The following is a 19,721-nucleotide window of genomic DNA, read 5'->3' as shown; positions in this document are numbered from 1 at the left end:
ATTTTTCAACCTTGGATTGCGATTTTTACATATCCATTTGCATCTGCCAAAAGCTTTTCAGCTTCTTGTTTCGTTGTTTCCGTCTTGATCATGACAATAGCTGTTTTGACTTGGAGGTCTGCTTTTTCTAGTGTCTCCAATGCCATTTCATACGAAACCCCGGTAATTTTACGGATGATGCCAATCGCCCGTTCCTTCAATTTTTGATTACTCACATGAACATCCACCATCAAATTTTCATAGGCTTTTCCTAAAAGAATCATTGCTGAGGTGGAAATCATATTCAAAATCATTTTATGAGCTGACCCTGATTTCAAGCGCGTTGAACCGGTTAGAACCTCGGGGCCGACGATCACCTCGATGGCTTGATCCGCTTCCTTACTAATCGCTGCATTCTTATTACAAGAAAGAGCGACTGTTTTCGCGCCGATGCTTCGGGCATAGCGGAGGGCACCTATCACATATGGTGTCCGGCCGCTGGCAGCGATACCAATCACAGTATCATATTTTGTCAGCTCCAAGGCTTTCAAATCACTGACGCCAAGCTCCGGATCATCCTCTGCTCCTTCAACTGCCTTGATGAAGGCCCCTTCACCCCCGGCCATGATTCCTTGCACCATTCCAGGGTCCGTGCTGAAGGTTGGCGGACATTCGACTGCATCAAGTATTCCTAAGCGTCCGCTCGTACCTGCCCCTAAATAGAGGAGGCGACCGCCGTTTTGAAAGGATCTGAATACAAATTGAACGGCTGTCTCTATTTCCGGTAAAACTTCCTTAACAGCTAATGCGACTAATTGATCTTGCTCGTTCATAATGCGTAAAATATCCGTTGCATTTGCTGTATCTATTTGCATGGAATCTGCATTTCTTGATTCCGTTGTTAGTAATTCGAGATTTTCTTCCATTGGTTTGATGTCCTCCAGTTTGTCTTTTCTATGCTGTAAGCGATTACTGTGCTTTTATTATATTCCGTTTGAAATAATAATTCAATATTTTTATTAAAAATCTGAAATACTATTTTAAAAAAATTAGTTTACAAAAGGTAAATTCCAAACGAAAAGGCATTAATCAAGTAAATATCGACGGATCGCCTGCGCCACTCCTGCTTCGTTATTATTCCCTGTCACCTGATTCGCCACTTGTTTCACTTTTTCCGGTGCGTTTCCCATCGCTATTCCCAGTCCTGCCATGGAAAGCATCAGCGCATCATTATAATTATCGCCAATGGCTGCCGTTTGCGAGATTGGGATCCCTAGGTTTTCAGTGAGCTTCGCTAGTGTGGCTGCTTTTGTCACTCCACTTGGGGAAATTTCTAAATTGAGGAAATTGAAACTGCTGCTGATTTCCATGTCCTCCACCTGTTCGGCGATTCTTTTTGAAAAATCAGCCAGTCGTTCCCCATCATCAAATACAGCTATTTTCGTAATCTTGGGTTGATTTTCTTTCATATATTGATAAAAATGATCAATGACCTTGATTTGGCATTTATTCCGGAAGCCTTCACAATCTTCAAACCGACCGCCCGTTTTTTCAAGGGTAGGAATATTGTTCTCAATCCAATTCTCGTTCCACTTATTTACCATTGGAACAAGCAATGTATCTCCTTCATAAAAATGGGCGTAAATCCCTTCTTCCTCACATAATTCCCAGAAATGGTGAAGCGGATCGGGCTGAAACACAGCCTGCTCTTGTATTTCACCGTTCTCATCAAGCAGGATCGCTCCATTGTAGGCAATGATCGGATCTCCTTTTAGGCCGATGGTATTAGCAATCCATTTCGTTGAAAGCGGAGATCGGCCGCTGCAAATCACCACTTTCCCACCTCGTCTGCGGTACTCATGAATTGCAGCGATGGTTTCCGCATCAATCTCTTTATGCTCGTTTAACAAAGTGCCATCTAAATCAGTAGCTAATAGGGAATATTTCAATTGTATTGCTCCTTTTGAATTATTTTTTTATGATTATTATATATTTATTGAAATAATATTTCAAAGTGATTCACAGAGCAGGATTAATCCGTAAGACAGAAATGGGGGAAACAGAAGCTGGGCCTGTCTGCTAAAATGCGTGCTATTCATATTGTGGATTTATTGATGGAGGCTGTTAAAATCGACTAATTTATGAAGGGGCAACCTTATTAGAGGCAGTCCTTTTTTCCTTGCTGCCTTTTCTTTCTATTAATCTAGCCTGCAGTTTTCAAAAAAATACAATAATTTTTTCACAGAGGGTGACAGACTCCCAAAATAGGATTAAAATCATCAATAAAGAAACGAAAACTCGTAATTGGAGGCCGCAAAAATGCAGCTTAGCAGAGAAGAAATTGAAATCTTGAAAATTATCGAAGAGAATCACAAACTACCAATAGAGTCGATCGCCTTAATGGCGATGTGCAGTGAGGATGCAGTCAGCGCAGCCATTCAGAAATTAGAGCAAGCGAAGATTATTATGAGTTACCCAACCCTAATCGATTGGAGCAAGGTCGAGGGGCAAGAAGGCGTTATCGCGATGATTGATGTCAAGGTTACCCCGAAGCGCGGCGTTGGTTTCAACGAAGTGGCCGAGAGAATCTCTCGTTTTCCCGAAGTGTCATCACTTTATCTCATGTCAGGTGCCTATGATTTATCGATCACCATCGAAGGAAAAACAATGAATCAAATCGCGCAGTTTGTTTCGGAAAAATTATCAACGATTGAAAATGTGGTTTCTACCACCACCCATTTTATGCTCAAAAAATACAAGCATGATGGTGTTAATTTTAACAGTGGCAATGAGGATAAAGACCGTAGGATGGTGGTTTCACCATGAAACATGGCTATGAGCACTATCTTTCGCAAACAGCCAAAGAACTGCAGCCCTCTGGGATTCGGAAATTTTTTGATTTAGCTGCCAGCATGGACGACGTGATTTCCCTAGGTGTCGGTGAACCGGACTTCGTCACACCCTGGAGCATTCGTGAGGCAACCATTTTATCGTTGGAGCAGGGCTTTACCTCCTATACGGCCAACGCCGGATTGCTGGAATTACGGGAAGAAATCACTTACTATTTAAATAATAGATTTGGGGTTCAGTATGACCCGAGTAATCAAATTATTGTGACAATCGGCGCAAGCCAGGCGATTGATCTTGCCTTTCGCGCCATTCTAAATCAAGGCGATGAGGTCTTAATTGTTGAACCCGCCTTCGTTTCCTATGCCCCGTTAGTAGCGATTGCCGGCGGGACTCCCGTTGCTGTGTCAACGTCACCCGCGAACGGTTTTAACGTAACACCGGAACAAATCGAAGCGGCGATTACCGAAAAGACAAAAGCGATTTTACTCTGTTCGCCAAACAATCCAACCGGCAGTATGCTAACGAAGAATGAGTTGATTGAAATTGCCGCGGTTATCAAAAAACATGATTTACTTGTCGTGTCCGATGAGATATATGCAGAGCTGTCCTATGACGAGGATTTTTGCAGCGTTGCCGCCATTGATGGCATGTATGAACGGACGATTTTAATTAATGGTTTTTCCAAAGGATTCGCGATGACAGGCTGGCGGCTGGGTTTCTTGGCTGCACCAACGGAATTTGTAGAGGTCATGCTGAAAATCTATCAATATACGACAATGTGTGCGCCGAATATGCTGCAACGCGGTGCGATCGAGGCGCTGCGCAATACGTATCCTGAAGTCGAATCGATGCGAAACAGCTATCGCCGCAGAAGGAACTATGTGGTCCAGACCCTCAATCAAATGGGATTAGACTGTCATGTTCCAGGAGGTGCCTTTTATGTTTTTCCATCCATTCGTGCTACAGGCCTAAGCTCAGAGCAATTTGCCGAGGAACTATTGATGAAGGAAAAAGTCGCCGTCGTCCCCGGCCATGTGTTTGGCGAAAGCGGTGAAGGATATATCCGCTGTTCCTACGCTACCTCGATGGCCCAACTGCAAGAGGCGCTAAAACGAATGCAGCGTTTCATTGAATCGAAGGGTGTTCTTGCTAATCACCAGTCTGAAAAAGTGAAAATACGCTAAAAGAACTAGGTGAATGTCGCCAAAGGGTACCATTTTGAATTATTATATAAATTATAAAACTCGCCATAATTGGCGAGTTTCTTAAATAGGAATAAAAAACCTTATTTATTTGTGATACGGTTCACCGTAATGCATCAAAATCAGGTCTCTTGCATTTTCGAGATAAAACTCACCCTTTTTTAAATAAGATGTCTTGTCCTTAATCGAGTAACCAGCTAAAGTAAAATAAACGGAGGTTTTCCGGTTAAATGCAAAATGAAGCTCATTTTAGGGTAAATAAGGGGAGCTTTTCCGACTATGTAAGGTGAAATCCCTCACTTTTGGATTTTTCAAACGAATAGGCGGAATCTCTCCGTCTATTTAGGCCTTTTTTAATAACATTTAATAATTAAGCGGAATTTTTCCGTCTATTTTTCTGCTCAGGTGCTTAATCTATTGTCCATCATAATAATGACGTCAATTGTTAAGTCAAAGTTAATGGAATTTCGTAGAAACTTGAAAAATAAAGAAAAAGACGTATGCCAATTTCATACGTCAATTCTTGTGTCTTTTAATAAGGAAGCACCTATATAAAGCCTTTAAAATGTTGCTCTACTCACCCTCATACCCATTCGGATTATTCTTTTGCCAATTCCAAGAATCGCGGCACATCTCTTCAATTCCCCGTGACGCGGCCCAGCCAAGTTCATTTTTCGCCTTAACTGGATCCGCATAGCAGACCGCCACATCCCCTGGTCTTCGATCGACAATCTTATAAGGAACCTTCACTTCTGCCGCCTTTTCAAAAGCTGCAACGATCTCTAATACACTATACCCCGTACCTGTGCCTAGGTTGTACGCCTCAACACCGTTAGCGGACATGACCTTCTCAAGCGCTTTTAAATGCCCCAGCGCCAGGTCCACGACATGAATATAATCCCGTACGCCTGAACCATCAATCGTTGGGTAGTCACTGCCAAACACTTGTAGTTCCTGTAATTTCCCAACAGCTACCTGCGTAACAAACGGCATTAAATTATTCGGAATTCCGTTTGGATCCTCACCAATCCGACCACTCTCATGCGCGCCGATAGGATTAAAATAACGAAGCAATGCAATGCTCCAGCCATGATCAGCAACATACAAATCGCGTAAAATTTCTTCGATCATCAGCTTTGTTCGACCATAAGGATTGGTTGCACTGAGTGGGAAATCCTCGGAGATTGGCATGCGGTCAGGCATCCCGTACACGGTTGCAGACGAACTAAAGACAAGGTTTTTCACATCATATTTTTTCATTACATCACAAAGAATCAATGTACCGGTGATATTATTGTGATAATAATGAAGCGGAATCGATACTGATTCTCCTACTGCTTTCAATCCGGCGAAATGAATCACAGCCTCGATTTGATTTTCGGCAAAAACATGCTCAAGCTCATCTTGGTCAAGCAAGTCTACTTCATAAAATGGAAATTCCTTACCTGTAATCTCTTTTACCCGCTGTAACGATTCGGGTTTACTGTTTGAATAATTATCTAGAACGATGATTTCATGACCTGCATTTAATAGTTCAATACATGCGTGACTCCCGATATATCCGGCCCCGCCTGTCACTAATATAGACATACTATCGACCTCTCCTCCGCTTACATTTATGTACAGTGCATATTTTGAAAAAGTTAATTCCATTGATTATTATACACCACTAACAACAACTGGTAAATTAGTGCTATTTTATGACTTTTCATTAAAATTTACCTGTTATTTACGCTTTATTGTATGGAAAAGTTAAAACAATAAAGGTGCCATTCACGAGGAATTCGGCGTTCTTTAGCTCTTTTTTATATGAACTGGTGTAATTGCTTGACCGCCATTTAGTACGCTTACTAGATTATCCGCCGCCAACTGCGCCATTCTCATTCTCGTTTGGATACTTGCGCTGCCGATATGCGGCAAGGTAACTACATTCGGTAAGGTGAGCAATGGATGATCCACCGCAACCGGCTCCTGTTCAAACACATCAAGTCCGGCAGCCCAAATCTGCCCCTCTTTCAAGGCATGATACAAGGCATTCTCGTCGACAATTCCGCCTCTTGCCGTATTAATCAAGATGCCCGTTTGTTTCATCAAGGCCAACTCTTCTTTTCCAATCAGGTGATGGACCTCGGGACTGTATGGAAGAAGCAAACAGACGAAATCAGCTTGCTGCAGCAAATCCTTTACCTCTCGATAGTGAATTCCCAGTTCCTGTTCTTCCTTTTCCAACTTTCTTGTCCGATTATGATAAAGCACGTTCATACTGAAGCCCTTAGCCCGCTTGACAAGGGCCTCGCCAATTCTGCCAAGGCCAATAATTCCAAGTGTGGCCCCATACACATCTTGTCCCGTTTGTTGCATCAAAGACCAGGCACCCCACTCACCTTTCCGCAACATGTCAGACGATTCCACGACTCTCCGGGCGGCTGCCATTAACAAGGCAAAAGTTAAATCCGCTGTCGTTTCGGTTAAGACTCCGGGAGTGTTGGTTACAATAATATTTTTTCCGGCAGCGGCTTCAACATCGATATTGTTATAACCAACCGCTAGATTACAGATAACCTTTAGCTGCTGTGCCATCGTGATGATTTCTTTGTCAATCAAATCTGTCAACAGACAGAGAAGTCCATCGACTCCTTCCATTTCTTTAAGCAAAACTTCCCTAGGAACAGGAATCGTCTCCTCTTCCCACATTTTCACATCAAAATGGTTAGAAAGTCTTTCAATAACCTCCATAGGAAGCTTTCTAGTGATGTAAACGGTGCTTTTCAATAGATTCCCCCCCACCTTCTAGGCTTTACCTGCGTTTTTTGACCCGGCCATTCTCCTCTCATCCTACCATAATTCTTACTGAAAATGAAAAATATGGGCATAGGTTGAGGGAGAATAGAAATGCAAGTATAATAAATGAATAGTGAAGAGTATAGAGACCTGTTACCAGGCATCATGATTGGGGGAAAACATGAAACAGGAAGGTTCAAAATCTATTGGGCTACCGCTTACCATCTCGATTATTGCCATCTCTTTTTCGGCTATTTTTGTCAAATGGTCAGATGCACCGGCCTCCATTTTGAGTATGTACCGCATGTGGTTTGCAAGCATTCTAATGGTTCCAATCGTATGGAAAAATCGCCATGAATTCAGGAATATAGTCAAAAAGGATTGGTTCTTTTTGTTTTTTTCCGGCTTCTTTCTAGCACTGCATTTTGTCTTATGGTTCGGCTCGTTGAAGCTGACGACGGTAGCAAGTTCCACGATCATCCTTGCCTTGCAGCCGATTGTCTCACTAGTCGGGGGCTTTTTCCTTTTTAAAGAACGAACAACACTCTCAGCATTAATGACGATGGGCATTGCCATTGTCGGGGCGATGATGATCGGCTGGGGGGATTTCGGTTTAAGCGGTGACGCCATCATGGGTGATTTACTGTCGTTCTTCAGCGTCATCTCAGTGGTTGGCTACTTATTTATCGGGCAAACCATCGTAAAAAAAGTATCTCACTGGCTTTACAGTTTTTGCGTCTTTTTCTCTGCGGCTATCATTCTTACCATCTATAACCTATCAACTGGGGTTGAACTTTTTGCCTATCCCGGCAAGGAATGGGGCATCTTCCTTTTACTTGCCAGCGTTCCAACCGTCAGCCATGTCATCAATAACTGGTTGTTAAACTATGTCAATGCGACAACCATCTCTATGAGTATTTTAGGTGAACCCGTCGGCTCGACGATCTTAGCCATGCTTTTATTACATGAACATCTCGTCACCTGGCAAATCGTTGGCGGCCTGCTTGTCCTGCTCGGTGTCTTTTTCTTTTTGAGCCAGCAGCGAAAGCCGATTCCGAAAGTGATCAAGGAAGAGACGTATATATAGAAATAAAAGGCACCTTTAGATTATGAATCTAAGGGTGCACATAACTTAATGGCAAACGGCAAAATCCTACTTACCATCAAACCGATACGTTGTTACTGAGGAATACTGCTGGCCTTTATCTAAAATGATGGATGGAAACTCGGGGTGATGAATGGCATCAGGTAAGGCCTGTGTCTCCAAACAAAGCCCCAAGTATTTTCTAGATGGAACACCCCGAAATTCACCTTCTGCTTTTAATGAGTTTCCTGAATAAACGACAACGGCCGCCTCATCCGTTTCAATCGCTACGGTCCGCCCGCTTTCAGGATCGCTTAAAACAATCTCCCTATCATGGTTTGTGTGTAAGAGAAATGAATGATCATACCCTTCCCCAACAAGTTTATTTTGCGGATGTAACGATGCTGCCCCGGTGTTGATAACCCTCTCACGTGTAAAATCAAAAGGCGTATTTTCAACATTCACAAAGGTACCTGTTGGCATTAATTCGTGATCCAGCTCTAGAAATTGATTACTTTTTATGGTTAACGTATGCTCTAAAATATCTCTTTTTCCATTACCGCTTAGGTTAAAATACGAGTGGTTCGTGACGGTTAACAAGGTTTTCTTATCTGAATGTGCTTCATAATGAATCGTTAATTCGTTATCATTGTTTAGCCTATAACTAACTTGTATATATAAATTCCCTGGGTATCCTTCTTCACCATCAGGGCTTAGATAGCTAAACTGGACCCCATCTTCCACGATTTCAGCATCCCAAACGACCTTGTCAAATCCTCTCACCCCCCCATGCAGATGGTTTTTATTCTCGTTCCGAGCAAGTGTGAACGGTGTCCCATCAAGTTCAAACGAACCGCCTTTGATTCTCCCAGCCACACGGCCGACAACGGCACCAAGAAAATAAGGGTCGTTAACATATTCATCAAGTGTGTCATGTCCAAGAACGATATTTTCATAATTACCCTGTTGATCCGGAACCATCATTTTCGTGATAATACAGCCATAATTGATAGCCGTCACTTCTACACCATGATCATTTACCATTGTAAACGAATAGACAGGTTGGTGACCAAGCTGGCCAAAGCTTTCTTGAATGACGCTCATTTTTCTCTTCCTTCCATCTAATAAAAAGGCAATCTACTTTCTGAATTCTCTTAACTGATCATTAAGAACTCTAGTTTGTGTATAAACCTGTTGATAAAAACAAAAAAGTTTCCGGTAGGTTTCTACATTATCCTTAATAGGTTCATAGGTTTTCGAAGGGTGAATAAAGGTTTCTGCACACTCTTTAAGCGAGGCATACCAGCCGCAGCCATATGCCGCTAGCATCGCTGCCCCCATTCCGGGACCTTGTTCACTTGTAAGCTTTTCAATTTTGGCATTAAAAATATCCGCCTGCATTTGCAGCCATGTTTCATTCTTTGCGCCGCCGCCAATGGAGACAATCAAATCAATCGTCTTGCCGCTATTTCGAAAGATTTCAATTGATTCATTTAAAGAGAAAGTAATCCCTTCAAGAACTGCCCGGACAAAATGTTTCTGTTCATGTGCAGCATCCATCCCAATAAAGCTGCCGCGAATATTGGAATCCGCATGCGGTGTTCTTTCACCGACAATATACGGGGTAAAGAGCAATCCGTTTGATCCGGCAGGCACTTCTTCCACATCGTTTAAAAACTGTTCAAAGTCCTCCTTCCCGGCAAATGTATCTTTAAACCAACTCAAGCTATACCCCGCAGCAAGGGTAACGCCCATGGTATAGTAGGCATTTTCTTCACCATGGTTAAAGTAATGAACCTTCCCTTCAAAATCAAGGTCATTTCTTTCTTCATAAGAAAGAACGACACCAGAGGTACCGATGCTGCATAATGTTTTCCCTTCAGATAAAATGCCTGAGCCGATCGCACCACAGGCATTATCCGCACCGCCGGCAAACACTTTAGTGGCTTCCGCCAAGCCTGTTGCATGGGCGAATTCAGGTGTGACTGTCCCTACACATGCGTGCGATTCCACTAATGGTGGACAGAATTCGGGTGAAAGACCGAATGCTTCTAACATCTCAGTGCTCCATTCACGATTTGCTACATTTAATAGAAGGGTTCCGGCCGCATCAGAGTAATCCATATGGATTTCACCGGTCATCCGATAGCGCAAATAATCCTTTGGCAGCATAAATACGCTGGCACAATCGAAAATTTCCGGTTCATTTTCTTTTACCCAAAGAATCTTAGGCAGGGTGAAGCCTTCCAACGCAGGGTTCTTTGTCACCGCTAACAAGCGATCTTTGCCCACAACCTGATAAATATCCTGGCATTGTTTCGTTGTCCTCGTATCATTCCAAAGAATTGCATTCCTCAACACTTGATGGTTGTCATCTAACAAGACTAGACCATGCATCTGTCCGGAAAAACTAATTCCCTCAATAGCGCTGACATCTCCGCCCCATTTGAGAATGAGTTCAGCTAAGCCCTCGGACGTCTTGGCCACCCATTCCTCCGGGTTTTGCTCGCTGTACCCGGATTTTTCAATAATTAAAGGATACGATTTCGAAACCTCATGGCATACTTCACCCGTTTGATTCACTAGTAGGATTTTGACAGCGCTTGTACCAAGGTCAACACCAATTACGTACTTCATCTAGATCATCCCTTTTTAAAAAAGTGCCGGAGTATGAACTACCAGCACTTTTTATTTCTATTTTTATATGTCTATCAAACGGTTACGCTTGAAAGTGTTTCTAAAATATATTGATTCACCAATGCTTTTAACCGTTCTGTTCTACCTGAAGTATTTTTAATTTCAGTTAATTGCAGGGCATATTCTTCTAATTGACGGAAGTTTGTTTTGCCTTCGACAATATCGAGTCCAATTCCTTTTGTGTAGCTGCTGTAGCGATCGTCAATAAAGCTATCAAGAACTTTATCTTCGATCAATTTATTCGCTACTTTTAGACCTACGGCAAATGCGTCCATCCCAGCGATGTGTGCATGGAAAAGATCTTCTGCCTCAAAGGATCCCCTTCTTACCTTCGCGTCAAAGTTGAGTCCACCTTTACCTAGACCGCCATTTTTCAAAATTTCGTACATGGCTAATGTATTAGAATATAAGTCTGTTGGGAATTCATCTGTATCCCAGCCAAGCAGCGTATCTCCTTGGTTCGCGTCTACGGATCCAAGCATTCCATTAATACGGGCTGTTCTAAGCTCATGTTCAAATGTATGACCGGCAAGTGTGGCATGGTTTGCTTCAATATTGAACTTGAAGTAATCGGTTAGATCATATTTTTGTAAGAATGCTAGACCAGTAGCTACATCAAAATCATATTGGTGTTTTGTTGGCTCTTTTGGTTTTGGCTCAATTAAGAATGGAACATTTAGACCGATTTCTTTCGCATACTCTACAGCCATTTGGAAGAAGCGTGCTAAATTATCTTGTTCAAGCAACATATTTGTATTTAATAGAGTTTCATAGCCTTCACGGCCGCCCCAGAATACATAGTTTTCAGCCCCAAGCTCTTTTGCTACTTCTAAACCTTTTTTCACTTTAGCTGCCGAATAAGCAAATACATCCGCATTCGGAGAAGTAGCTGCCCCGTGAACATATCTTGGATTTGTAAACATGTTAGCCGTATTCCATAATAATTTCGTTTTGCTCGTTTTCATGTATTCTTTAATCATGGCTATAATGATATCTTGATTTTCATTGGTTTCTTTTAAGGTGCGTCCTTCTGGTGCAACGTCCACATCGTGGAAAGCAAAGAAAGGAACATTTAATTTTTCAAAAAGTTCAAATGCTGCTTCAACACGTGCTTTTGCTAAATCTAAACCTTGCAGGTGATTCCAAGGACGGATGGCCGTACCGACTCCAAATGGATCTGTACCATCAGCCGTAAAGGTGTGCCAGTAGGCAACTGAAAAGCGAAGAAGCTCTTCCATTGTTTTTCCGTTAACGAGTTCCTTCGGATTATAGTATTTAAAGGCGAACGGATTTTTTGATGAAGCACCTTCGAATTCAATTTTACTAACAGTTTCAAAATAAGCCATGTTACATTCCTCCTAGAAATTTTTAGTTTTTTTTCGTGTTAATTTTTTTTATTTGAGATATCTAACCATACGGCAAATATTAAAATGAGACCTTTCACAATGTATTGCCAGAAGGCTTCGATATTCATCATGCTCATACCATTATCAATACTGGCCATAATTAAAGCCCCAATTAGAGCTCCGACTATTTTACCCTTACCACCGATTAAGCTGGTTCCGCCGATAACACATGCGGCAATCGCATCCAATTCATTATTCGTGCCGGCACTTACAGTGGCAGCGTTTAGTCTGCTGGTCAAGAGAATTCCAGCCACACCTGCTAATGCTCCCATCAGGATAAAAATATACAAAGTATTTCGTTTAATGTTGATACCTGATAGTGCCGCGGCCTCAACATTCCCACCGATTGCATAGACATAGCGACCAAATGACGTCTTTTGTGAAATGAAAACAAATATTCCTGCTAATACAATGACAATCGTCATCGGTACAGGTACGCCCAAATATCTGCTAAGCACATAAACAATAGCTAAAATACAAAATGAAATGACCGAAACCTTTCCGTAATCAATTATATTTGTTGGAACGAAGAGCCCTAGTGATTTCCGCTTTGATCTTGAACGGACGGTAAAAAAGTAATAGAGAATAATACTGGCAATGGCTAAAATATACCCTATGCTGTATGGCACATAACTATTTCCAATTTGCTTAAAACTTTCATTCAATGGGGCAATCGTTTCACCCTTACTGAGACCGATTAGAATTCCCCTAAAAATGAGCATTCCACCTAAGGTAACAATAAATGCCGGAACGGCCCGGTATGCTACCCAATACCCCTGCCATAATCCTAAAAGTGCCCCAATGACGATTGCAGCAAGGATCGCTGCAGGTGTGCTCCAGTCATACCAAACTTGGAGAATCGCTGCCACGCCACCTGTTAAACCTACGATAGATCCCACGGATAAATCGATATGTCCAGCGACAATAACAAGTGTCATTCCAATTGCTAAGACAGATATAATGGACATTTGCGAAAATAAATTTGATATATTACGAGAGGATAAAAACTCTCCACTTGTAAAAAAACCAAAAATAATGGCGATCAATACGAGGGCGATAATTAAAGTAAAGGATTGAATATCAATTTTAATACCCTTTTCCTTTATCCCAGGTTTCACTTGATCCGTATTAGTTGATATTTGGCTGTTCAAGGCGCACCCCTCCTGTTGCACAGGTCATAATTTTTTCTTGTGTCGCTTCATTTCGTAAAAATTCACCCGTTATTTTACCCTCTGCCATAACAAGGATTCGGTCAGATAATCCTAAGACTTCTGGAAGTTCTGATGAAATAATCACAATGGCTACACCTTGCTCGACAAGTTCATTAATAATTTTATAGATTTCATATTTAGCACCAACATCAATTCCTCTAGTAGGTTCGTCTAAAATCAGGATTTTAGGATTGTTAAGAATCCATTTACTCAGAACTACTTTTTGTTGGTTCCCTCCACTTAGCTGGCTAACCTTTGCTTCCAGATTAGGTGCCTTTAATTTCATTTTTTTTGTTATTTCATCGGATCTTTTTACTTCAAGGGCCGTGTCGATAATATTTAATTTCATTACCTTATTCAAAGCAACTAACGTAGAATTTTTGGTAATATCCATTCCTAGGACAAGTCCGTATCTCTTACGATCCTCTGATACATAGGCCAGACCCGCATGAATGGCGTCCGCCGGCATTTTTATATTTGTCTCTTTTCCATCAATCATGACTACACCTTGTTTTTTACCTTTCAATCCTCCAAAAATGCCCGTAAACAATTCCGTTCTGCCGGCACCCATTAATCCCGAAAATCCGAGAATTTCACCCTTTTTAAGTGAAAATGAAACATTATCAATAACTGTTTTTCCAGTTTTATTGTCGAATATGGAATAATTTTTTACCTCGAGGATGTTATCCCCAATTTTGTGTTCCTCGTATGGGAATAATTCAGTAAGTTCCCTGCCTACCATTTTCTCGATAATCTTTTCCTCAGACATGTCAGCAATCGGATCTGTACTAATCGTTTTTCCATCTCGTAAAATAGTGACAGTATCTGCTAAGGACATGACTTCCCCCAGCTTATGAGATATGTAAATACACGTAACGCCTTTTGAACGTAAATCTCTTAGAATTCCTTTAAGAACTTCAACATCACTTTCTGTTAATGCGGCAGTAGGTTCATCTAAAATAAGTATTTCCGTATTATTCGTAAGAGCCTTAACTATTTCAATTAGTTGCTGCTTGCCAACTGATAATTCTCCAAGTTTTGTTTGCGGATCAATATTTAAGCCAATATAGCTTAGCCACTTTTGCGCTTCGGCATGGATCTTATGCCAATCAATAATCTTTTTTCGCATTAAGTCATGTCTAAGAAAAATGTTTTCCGCTACGCTCATTTCCCCTACGAGCGCCAGTTCCTGATAAATAATAGAAACTCCTGCTTTTTGAGACTCTTTGATGGATTTAAACGAGACTTCCTGACCATTGATACGAATTTTCCCATTATATGTTCCGGTAGGATATACACCACTTAATATCTTCATAAGAGTGGATTTCCCCGCTCCATTTTCACCGCATAAGGCGTGGATTTCACCCTTGCGGACAGAAAATGTCACATCGTCCAAAGCTTTAACACCAGGAAATTCCTTGGTTATCCCTTCCATTTGTAATGCAAAAGCTTCCATATGAGGCTACCCCCTATTTAAGTTCCGGAAAGGGGCGGAACCCCTTATCCGTTTGTTTGATCTGTTTTAACTCTATGGGCGTGGTGGACGTTCGTTCTCCGGAACATTCTTATATACATCATCATAAGGATGGAAACCATCTTTAATGATTGAGTCCATTACTTCATCTTTTCCAACCATAATTGGATCAAGTTTAATGAACGGGACATCAACTTTTCCGTTGTTTACTTTTTCGCTTCCTTCAACCTTTTCGCCTTTTGCTAGTTGAACGGCAACTTCCGCACTCTTTGTCGCAATCGTTTTAATAGGTTTGTAGACGGTCATCGACTGTTTTCCTTCAACAATACGTTGAACGGCAGCTAAATCAGCATCTTGACCGGAAATGGCCACCTTGCCATCCATGTTTTGTGCAGATAATGCCTGAATAGCACCGCCGGCTGTGGCATCATTGGATGCAACAACTGCATCGATTTTATTTTTATTAGCAGTTAAGGCATTCTCCATAATTTTCATTGCTTCATTGGCATCCCAGTTTTTAGCCCACTGGTCCCCAATGATTTTTATATCACCTTTATCAACTAAAGGTTGGATCACATTCATTTGGCCTTCTCTAAACATTTTGGCATTATTGTCTGTTGGCGAGCCGCCAAGCATGAAGTAATTTCCTTTAGGAACATTCTTTACTACATATTCCGCCTGCATTTCACCCACTCTGACATTATCAAACGAAACATATGCAGAAACATCACTGTTATTAATTAAGCGGTCATAGGCTAAAACGGGGATTCCTTCTTGCTTCGCTTGGTCCACTACGGTAGTTAAGGAATCAGAATTAATGGCGATAATAACGAGGGCATCGATTCCTTGTGAAAGCATGTTTTGGATTTGCGACAATTGCTTCGCTTCATCCCCATTAGCAGATTGAACCAATACATCCGCACCTAAATCCTTTGCCTTTTCTACGAAAATATCACGGTCATGCTGCCATCTTTCTAATGTCAAATCTGAAACAGAAAGACCAATTTTTATTTTTTTATTCTGATCTCCTTTGCTACTACTTGCCTTTTGGCCCGCTACATCTTCCCCACAAGCTGCCAACATGAGTACTAGAAGCGATGCCAGGAACAAGCTTAGTAAACCCTTACATTTCTTCATTTTCTGTCCCCCTTTAATTTGTGATTACAAAAGAATAATATCACTCCAAACTTAGTTTGTCCATCCAATAAACTAAGTTTATAAAAATTTTTTGACTATTATATAACTAGGACTTAAAGTTACCATTTTAATACCCTATTTAACCTTACCCCAATACGACTGCAGCCTTTTGACAAATAGACTGATAACAAGCGTCAATGGCGCGCATATTTAGAATCGTATTTTCAGCGGAATACGATGGTTGAGTATTTTCCATGATAGACTGAGAAAAATGCTCAATTTGAAGTTTATATTGGTCACCCGTTATCTTTTCGGTCCGATCTCCCTGCTCAGACTGAACCATAATGAAACCTTCGCCCCCATTGGTATCAGGACGAAAAGCTTTTGGCACTGAAATGCGGCCCTTTGTACCAACCACCTCATACTCCTGTCTAAAGGCCATATCAAAACTGCAGTCAAACACAGCCATTATTCCATTGGTTAGTTTCATATGAACTAGTGCGGATAGATCCACTCCCGTATGAGGGTCAAGCGTGGCAAAGGTCTCAACTTCAATCGGCTCTGAGTGTAGAATAGAACGAATCGCATGAATACAGTAACACCCAACATCATAAATACTTCCGCCGCCCATTTCCTTTTTCATTCTAATATTGGATTGTTTATCTTCCATATGAAACGAAAAACTGGCACGCATGAATTTGATCTCACCAATCTCTCCATCAGCGATTATTTCCTGAACCCTTTGGTGCTGGGGGTGAAATTGGTACATAAATGCTTCCATGAATTTGATATTCTTTTGTTTGCAAAACGCAGCCATTTCCCCAGTCTCTTCCGTTGTTAATGCAGCCGGCTTTTCACATAGAACATGTTTGCCAAGCCCAGCAGCTTTTTTAACCCATTTACTATGTAAATGATTAGGAAGCGGGATGTAAACGGCGTCAATTTCCGAATCACGAAGAAGCTCCTCATAACTTTCAAAGCTTTTTGGAATGGATAATCTAGCAGCCACCGCCTTTGCTTTTTCATCCCTACTAGCTATACCAACCATTTCAGCATTTTCAGATCGATTAATTGCAGGTATTACTTGTGTCTGTGCGATAGATGCGGTGCTTACGACTCCCCAACGAACCTTTTTCATTGCTATCATTCCTTTCTTATAAAATTCCTAAAATAGATCAAGTCCTTCTACATTTTTTGGTAATGAATGATTAGACAATCATCTGTCATAACCCTATACTTTTAGTAAGCTCATTATATCATTAAACACGAACTTTGTATATCCAATAAACAAAGTTTATGTTAAAATTGACCTACTTAATACGTTAGGGGATTTTTATCATGCAACCAAAAACCTGGAATCAACAAATCGTTAAAGAAAATAATAAAGCACTTGTCTTACAAATGATTTTGGCAAAGGAACCGCTATCACGGGCAGATATTGCCCAAGTTACCGGACTGAATAAAGCGACAGTCTCTTCTATGGTAAACGAATTACTCGACGAGGAACTGATTTATGAATCTGGTCCAGGTGAATCCAGCGGTGGACGGCGGCCCGTTCTCCTTCATTTCAATAAAGTGGCGGGTTATGCCATTGGACTGAATATTGGGGTAAATTATATTTTATGTATACTGACCGATTTAAAAGGGAATATCCTCATTGAAAAAAATCAATTACTCCTAGATACCTCCTATCCTGTTGTTACGAGCTTAGTGATTGAAATGATTCACTCCGTAATGGACGAAATGCCGAAAAGTAAATACGGCACCGTCGGAATTGGGATAGGTGTGCCGGGAATAGTGGATAAATCCGGAACCATCTTACTGGCTCCGAACCTAGGCTGGAAGGATTTATCCTTAAAACAGCTGATTACGGACGAATTCAATCTCCCTGTCATTATTGAAAATGAAGCAAATGCCGGGTCCTATGGGGAAAAACAATTTGGTGTAGGTCAAAACTTTCAAAATATCGTTTATGTAAGTGCTGGAATCGGGATCGGTGTTGGCATCATTTTGAACGGAGAATTATATCAAGGGAAAAACGGTTTTGCCGGAGAAATGGGTCACATGATCATTGAAGCGAACGGTAAACCGTGCAGCTGCGGAAGTAGAGGGTGTTGGGAGGCCTATGCTTCTGAGCACGCATTGATCAACGTGGAAAATCAAAAATATTTATCACTCGAATTGTTAATTGAATTAGCTGAAAAAAATGACCAGAGTGCCCTGAACCTATTTGAACAAATTGGCCGTTATCTCGGATATGGAATAAATAACATTATTAATACCTTTAATCCTGAACAAGTCATCATTGGAAATCGATTAGCAAAAGCGCAGAAATGGCTAGAGGAATCGATTCGCAAAACGATTAATACCCATACTCTTTCCTTTCATCGTCAAGAAGTGGAATTACAGTTTTCAACGCTCTCCATTTATTCAGCAGCATTAGGCGTAATCGCTTTTGTAGTGGAAGACTTTATCACAGGAGGAAAGGTAGAGGAGATTTCTAATTGAAAATGGAAATAGACCACGAAAAAGGCACAACTAGCTAGTTGTGCCTTCTATCTGTTTATGATAGATACTTTTTTATGCCTGCTTGCTTTCAAGCCTGCGCGCAATCAATGATAAGCAGTAGTTGACAATAAAGTACATGAGCGCGACGACCACAAAGATTGGAATCACGTAATTAACATTTTGGGCATAGATGATTTGGGCATTGTGCATGAATTCCGGCAGAGCAATAATCACGCATAGTGAAGTGTCCTTCAATAACGAGATAAATTGACTAACAATCGGCGGCACCATGCGCCGAAGGGCTTGTGGCATGACAATATGCCATAATGTTTGGATATACGTTAACCCTGATGAACGGGCAGCTTCAATTTGTCCTTTATGGATGGAAGTTAGGCCGCTTCTTACAATCTCAGCCAGCATCGCTGATTCAAACAGTGTTAATGCCGAGATTGCCGCAGCCGTGGGGCTTAGCTTCAATCCCACTTCAGGCAGGGCAAAAAAGGTGAAGAAAATAATCAAAAGCAGCGGCATATTCCGAATCGTCTCGACAATCAAAGCCACAACCTTCGATAGGAACTTAATTTTGGCAAAACGTAAGGTTCCTAACACGATCCCGATAATAAAGCTTAATACAATCGAAACAAAGGCAATGTAAAGCGTCACCTTAAAACCATCGGCGAGGAATTTTAAATGATCAACTGAGAGCGCTCCTGCAATATCCATACATTCCCCTCCTTAATGGCTTCTAGCTAAGCGTTTTTCCAAATAACCAACGCCCAGACTTAATGGTATTGTTAACACGAGATAAAAGATGGCCACAAAAATATAGACATCAAAGGTAACGAATGTATGGGAGGATACAAGGTCACCAAAGTACATTAAATCTAAACCGGCAATCATCCCCAAAATAGCGGAGTTTTTGACTAGATTAATAAACTGGTTGCCTATTGGAGGAATGACTATTTTAATCGCTTGCGGTAAAATAATGACCCTCATCGCCTGCAAATAGGTAAGACCTGATGATCTTGCCGCCTCCATTTGTCCTTTTGGTACAGATTGTATTCCAGCACGAATCGCTTCCGCAATGAAGGATGCCGTATAAATGGCAAGGGCAATCGTCCCTGCCACAAATCCAGTTAACGTTACACCAACAGCGGGAAGACCGATATAAAAGAAAAAGGCTATGATGAGTAAAGGAATATTTCTGATAAACTCAACATACGCGCTGCCAATCCAATTTAAAGGTTTAATCGGTGCAATTCTCATAACCGCTACAATCACGCCAATAATAAAGCTTCCGATCAAGGCAATGATACTAGACAGCACAGTATTCTTAAATCCTTCTAAATATGTATCCCAGTTATCTACCAGTATGGAAAAATCAAGCAAATA

The 19,721-nt window shown here is 41.3% G+C and carries 17 protein-coding genes; 4 read left to right on the top strand and 13 right to left on the bottom strand.

Going from position 1 to position 19,721, the window contains the following annotated elements; translation table 11 throughout:
• Nucleotides 1–5 precede the first annotated feature (5 nt).
• The gene (gene murQ, locus G6554_RS07960) at nucleotides 6–905 is read right to left on the bottom strand and encodes an N-acetylmuramic acid 6-phosphate etherase (RefSeq protein WP_166240519.1); all 900 of its coding nucleotides are present in this window, start codon (nucleotides 903–905) and stop codon (nucleotides 6–8) included.
• A gap of 159 nt (nucleotides 906–1,064) precedes the next feature.
• Nucleotides 1,065–1,928 carry a Cof-type HAD-IIB family hydrolase gene (locus tag G6554_RS07955; RefSeq protein ID WP_166240517.1) on the bottom strand — a complete coding sequence of 288 codons (864 nt, stop codon included), beginning with the start codon at nucleotides 1,926–1,928 and terminating at the stop codon, nucleotides 1,065–1,067.
• Between the two features lie 370 nt (nucleotides 1,929–2,298).
• On the opposite strand from G6554_RS07955, the gene G6554_RS07950 reads away from it, so the two are divergent.
• Both G6554_RS07950 and G6554_RS07945 read left to right on the top strand, forming a co-directional pair.
• Nucleotides 2,299–2,805 carry an Lrp/AsnC family transcriptional regulator gene (locus G6554_RS07950; protein ID WP_166240515.1) on the top strand — a complete coding sequence of 169 codons (507 nt, stop codon included), beginning with the start codon at nucleotides 2,299–2,301 and terminating at the stop codon, nucleotides 2,803–2,805.
• Nucleotides 2,802–4,013, top strand: a complete 1,212-nt coding sequence (locus tag G6554_RS07945; protein ID WP_166240513.1) for an aminotransferase — start codon at nucleotides 2,802–2,804, stop codon at nucleotides 4,011–4,013. The genes G6554_RS07950 and G6554_RS07945 overlap by 4 nt, the downstream gene beginning before the upstream one ends.
• A gap of 591 nt (nucleotides 4,014–4,604) precedes the next feature.
• Here G6554_RS07945 and galE read toward each other — a convergent pair.
• The gene (gene galE, locus G6554_RS07940; protein WP_166240511.1) at nucleotides 4,605–5,621 is read right to left on the bottom strand and encodes a UDP-glucose 4-epimerase GalE; all 1,017 of its coding nucleotides are present in this window, start codon (nucleotides 5,619–5,621) and stop codon (nucleotides 4,605–4,607) included.
• Nucleotides 5,622–5,825: 204 nt separating this feature from the next.
• On the bottom strand, nucleotides 5,826–6,803 hold the full coding sequence (locus G6554_RS07935; RefSeq protein WP_166240509.1) for a 2-hydroxyacid dehydrogenase: 978 nt from the start codon (nucleotides 6,801–6,803) through the stop codon (nucleotides 5,826–5,828).
• Nucleotides 6,804–6,993: 190 nt separating this feature from the next.
• Between G6554_RS07935 and G6554_RS07930 the strand changes: the two genes are divergently transcribed.
• On the top strand, nucleotides 6,994–7,899 hold the full coding sequence (locus tag G6554_RS07930) for a DMT family transporter (protein WP_166240507.1): 906 nt from the start codon (nucleotides 6,994–6,996) through the stop codon (nucleotides 7,897–7,899).
• Between the two features lie 66 nt (nucleotides 7,900–7,965).
• Here G6554_RS07930 and G6554_RS07925 read toward each other — a convergent pair whose 3' ends face one another.
• From G6554_RS07925 to G6554_RS07895, 7 genes are all read right to left on the bottom strand, one after another.
• Nucleotides 7,966–9,000, bottom strand: a complete 1,035-nt coding sequence (locus G6554_RS07925) for an aldose epimerase family protein (RefSeq protein ID WP_166240505.1) — start codon at nucleotides 8,998–9,000, stop codon at nucleotides 7,966–7,968.
• 33 nt (nucleotides 9,001–9,033) lie between these two features.
• Entirely contained in the window at nucleotides 9,034–10,533 is a 1,500-nt protein-coding gene (gene xylB, locus G6554_RS07920) for a xylulokinase (protein ID WP_166240503.1), read from the bottom strand.
• Between the two features lie 74 nt (nucleotides 10,534–10,607).
• Nucleotides 10,608–11,939: a xylose isomerase gene (gene xylA, locus G6554_RS07915; protein ID WP_166240501.1), complete on the bottom strand. Its 1,332-nt coding sequence runs from the start codon at nucleotides 11,937–11,939 to the stop codon at nucleotides 10,608–10,610.
• Between the two features lie 38 nt (nucleotides 11,940–11,977).
• Entirely contained in the window at nucleotides 11,978–13,150 is a 1,173-nt protein-coding gene (locus G6554_RS07910) for a sugar ABC transporter permease (RefSeq protein ID WP_166240498.1), read from the bottom strand.
• Nucleotides 13,128–14,666 carry a xylose ABC transporter ATP-binding protein gene (locus G6554_RS07905; protein ID WP_166240496.1) on the bottom strand — a complete coding sequence of 513 codons (1,539 nt, stop codon included), beginning with the start codon at nucleotides 14,664–14,666 and terminating at the stop codon, nucleotides 13,128–13,130. The genes G6554_RS07910 and G6554_RS07905 overlap by 23 nt, the downstream gene beginning before the upstream one ends.
• A 72-nt stretch (nucleotides 14,667–14,738) precedes the next feature.
• Nucleotides 14,739–15,821, bottom strand: coding sequence for a D-xylose ABC transporter substrate-binding protein (gene xylF, locus G6554_RS07900; protein ID WP_166240494.1), 1,083 nt, complete (start codon nucleotides 15,819–15,821; stop codon nucleotides 14,739–14,741).
• A gap of 145 nt (nucleotides 15,822–15,966) precedes the next feature.
• A complete protein-coding gene (locus G6554_RS07895; RefSeq protein WP_166240492.1) occupies nucleotides 15,967–16,959 on the bottom strand; it encodes a Gfo/Idh/MocA family protein in 993 nt (330 codons plus the stop codon).
• A 200-nt stretch (nucleotides 16,960–17,159) separates the two neighbouring features.
• On the opposite strand from G6554_RS07895, the gene G6554_RS07890 reads away from it, so the two are divergent.
• The gene (locus tag G6554_RS07890; RefSeq protein ID WP_166240490.1) at nucleotides 17,160–18,329 is read left to right on the top strand and encodes an ROK family transcriptional regulator; all 1,170 of its coding nucleotides are present in this window, start codon (nucleotides 17,160–17,162) and stop codon (nucleotides 18,327–18,329) included.
• A 72-nt stretch (nucleotides 18,330–18,401) separates the two neighbouring features.
• Here the strand turns inward: G6554_RS07890 and G6554_RS07885 are convergent, their stop codons facing one another.
• Together G6554_RS07885 and G6554_RS07880 are read right to left on the bottom strand one after the other, a co-directional pair.
• Entirely contained in the window at nucleotides 18,402–19,052 is a 651-nt protein-coding gene (locus G6554_RS07885; protein WP_166240488.1) for an amino acid ABC transporter permease, read from the bottom strand.
• A gap of 12 nt (nucleotides 19,053–19,064) precedes the next feature.
• Nucleotides 19,065–19,718 (bottom strand): amino acid ABC transporter permease, encoded by a 654-nt coding sequence (locus tag G6554_RS07880; RefSeq protein ID WP_166240486.1) that lies wholly within the window; start codon nucleotides 19,716–19,718, stop codon nucleotides 19,065–19,067.
• Between the last annotated feature and the right edge of the window lie 3 nt (nucleotides 19,719–19,721).

It is taken from the genome of Bacillus sp. MM2020_4 (genome assembly GCF_011250555.1).
Lineage (GTDB): Bacteria > Bacillota > Bacilli > Bacillales > Cytobacillaceae > Neobacillus.
This window is presented reverse-complemented; position numbering and strand designations above follow the sequence as displayed.

What these genes read in the sequence shown, in the direction of transcription:
- G6554_RS07890 (WP_166240490.1), top strand. Translation starts at nt 17,160, where the DNA reads ATGCAACCAAAAACCTGGAATCAACAAATCGTTAAAGAAAATAATAAA.
- G6554_RS07930 (WP_166240507.1), top strand. Translation starts at nt 6,994, where the DNA reads ATGAAACAGGAAGGTTCAAAATCTATTGGGCTACCGCTTACCATCTCG.
- G6554_RS07895 (WP_166240492.1), bottom strand. Translation starts at nt 16,959, where the DNA reads ATGAAAAAGGTTCGTTGGGGAGTCGTAAGCACCGCATCTATCGCACAG.
- G6554_RS07925 (WP_166240505.1), bottom strand. Translation starts at nt 9,000, where the DNA reads ATGAGCGTCATTCAAGAAAGCTTTGGCCAGCTTGGTCACCAACCTGTC.
- galE (WP_166240511.1), bottom strand. Translation starts at nt 5,621, where the DNA reads ATGTCTATATTAGTGACAGGCGGGGCCGGATATATCGGGAGTCACGCA.
- G6554_RS07885 (WP_166240488.1), bottom strand. Translation starts at nt 19,052, where the DNA reads ATGGATATTGCAGGAGCGCTCTCAGTTGATCATTTAAAATTCCTCGCC.
- G6554_RS07905 (WP_166240496.1), bottom strand. Translation starts at nt 14,666, where the DNA reads ATGGAAGCTTTTGCATTACAAATGGAAGGGATAACCAAGGAATTTCCT.
- xylA (WP_166240501.1), bottom strand. Translation starts at nt 11,939, where the DNA reads ATGGCTTATTTTGAAACTGTTAGTAAAATTGAATTCGAAGGTGCTTCA.
- G6554_RS07945 (WP_166240513.1), top strand. Translation starts at nt 2,802, where the DNA reads ATGAAACATGGCTATGAGCACTATCTTTCGCAAACAGCCAAAGAACTG.
- xylF (WP_166240494.1), bottom strand. Translation starts at nt 15,821, where the DNA reads ATGAAGAAATGTAAGGGTTTACTAAGCTTGTTCCTGGCATCGCTTCTA.
- xylB (WP_166240503.1), bottom strand. Translation starts at nt 10,533, where the DNA reads ATGAAGTACGTAATTGGTGTTGACCTTGGTACAAGCGCTGTCAAAATC.
- G6554_RS07950 (WP_166240515.1), top strand. Translation starts at nt 2,299, where the DNA reads ATGCAGCTTAGCAGAGAAGAAATTGAAATCTTGAAAATTATCGAAGAG.
- murQ (WP_166240519.1), bottom strand. Translation starts at nt 905, where the DNA reads ATGGAAGAAAATCTCGAATTACTAACAACGGAATCAAGAAATGCAGAT.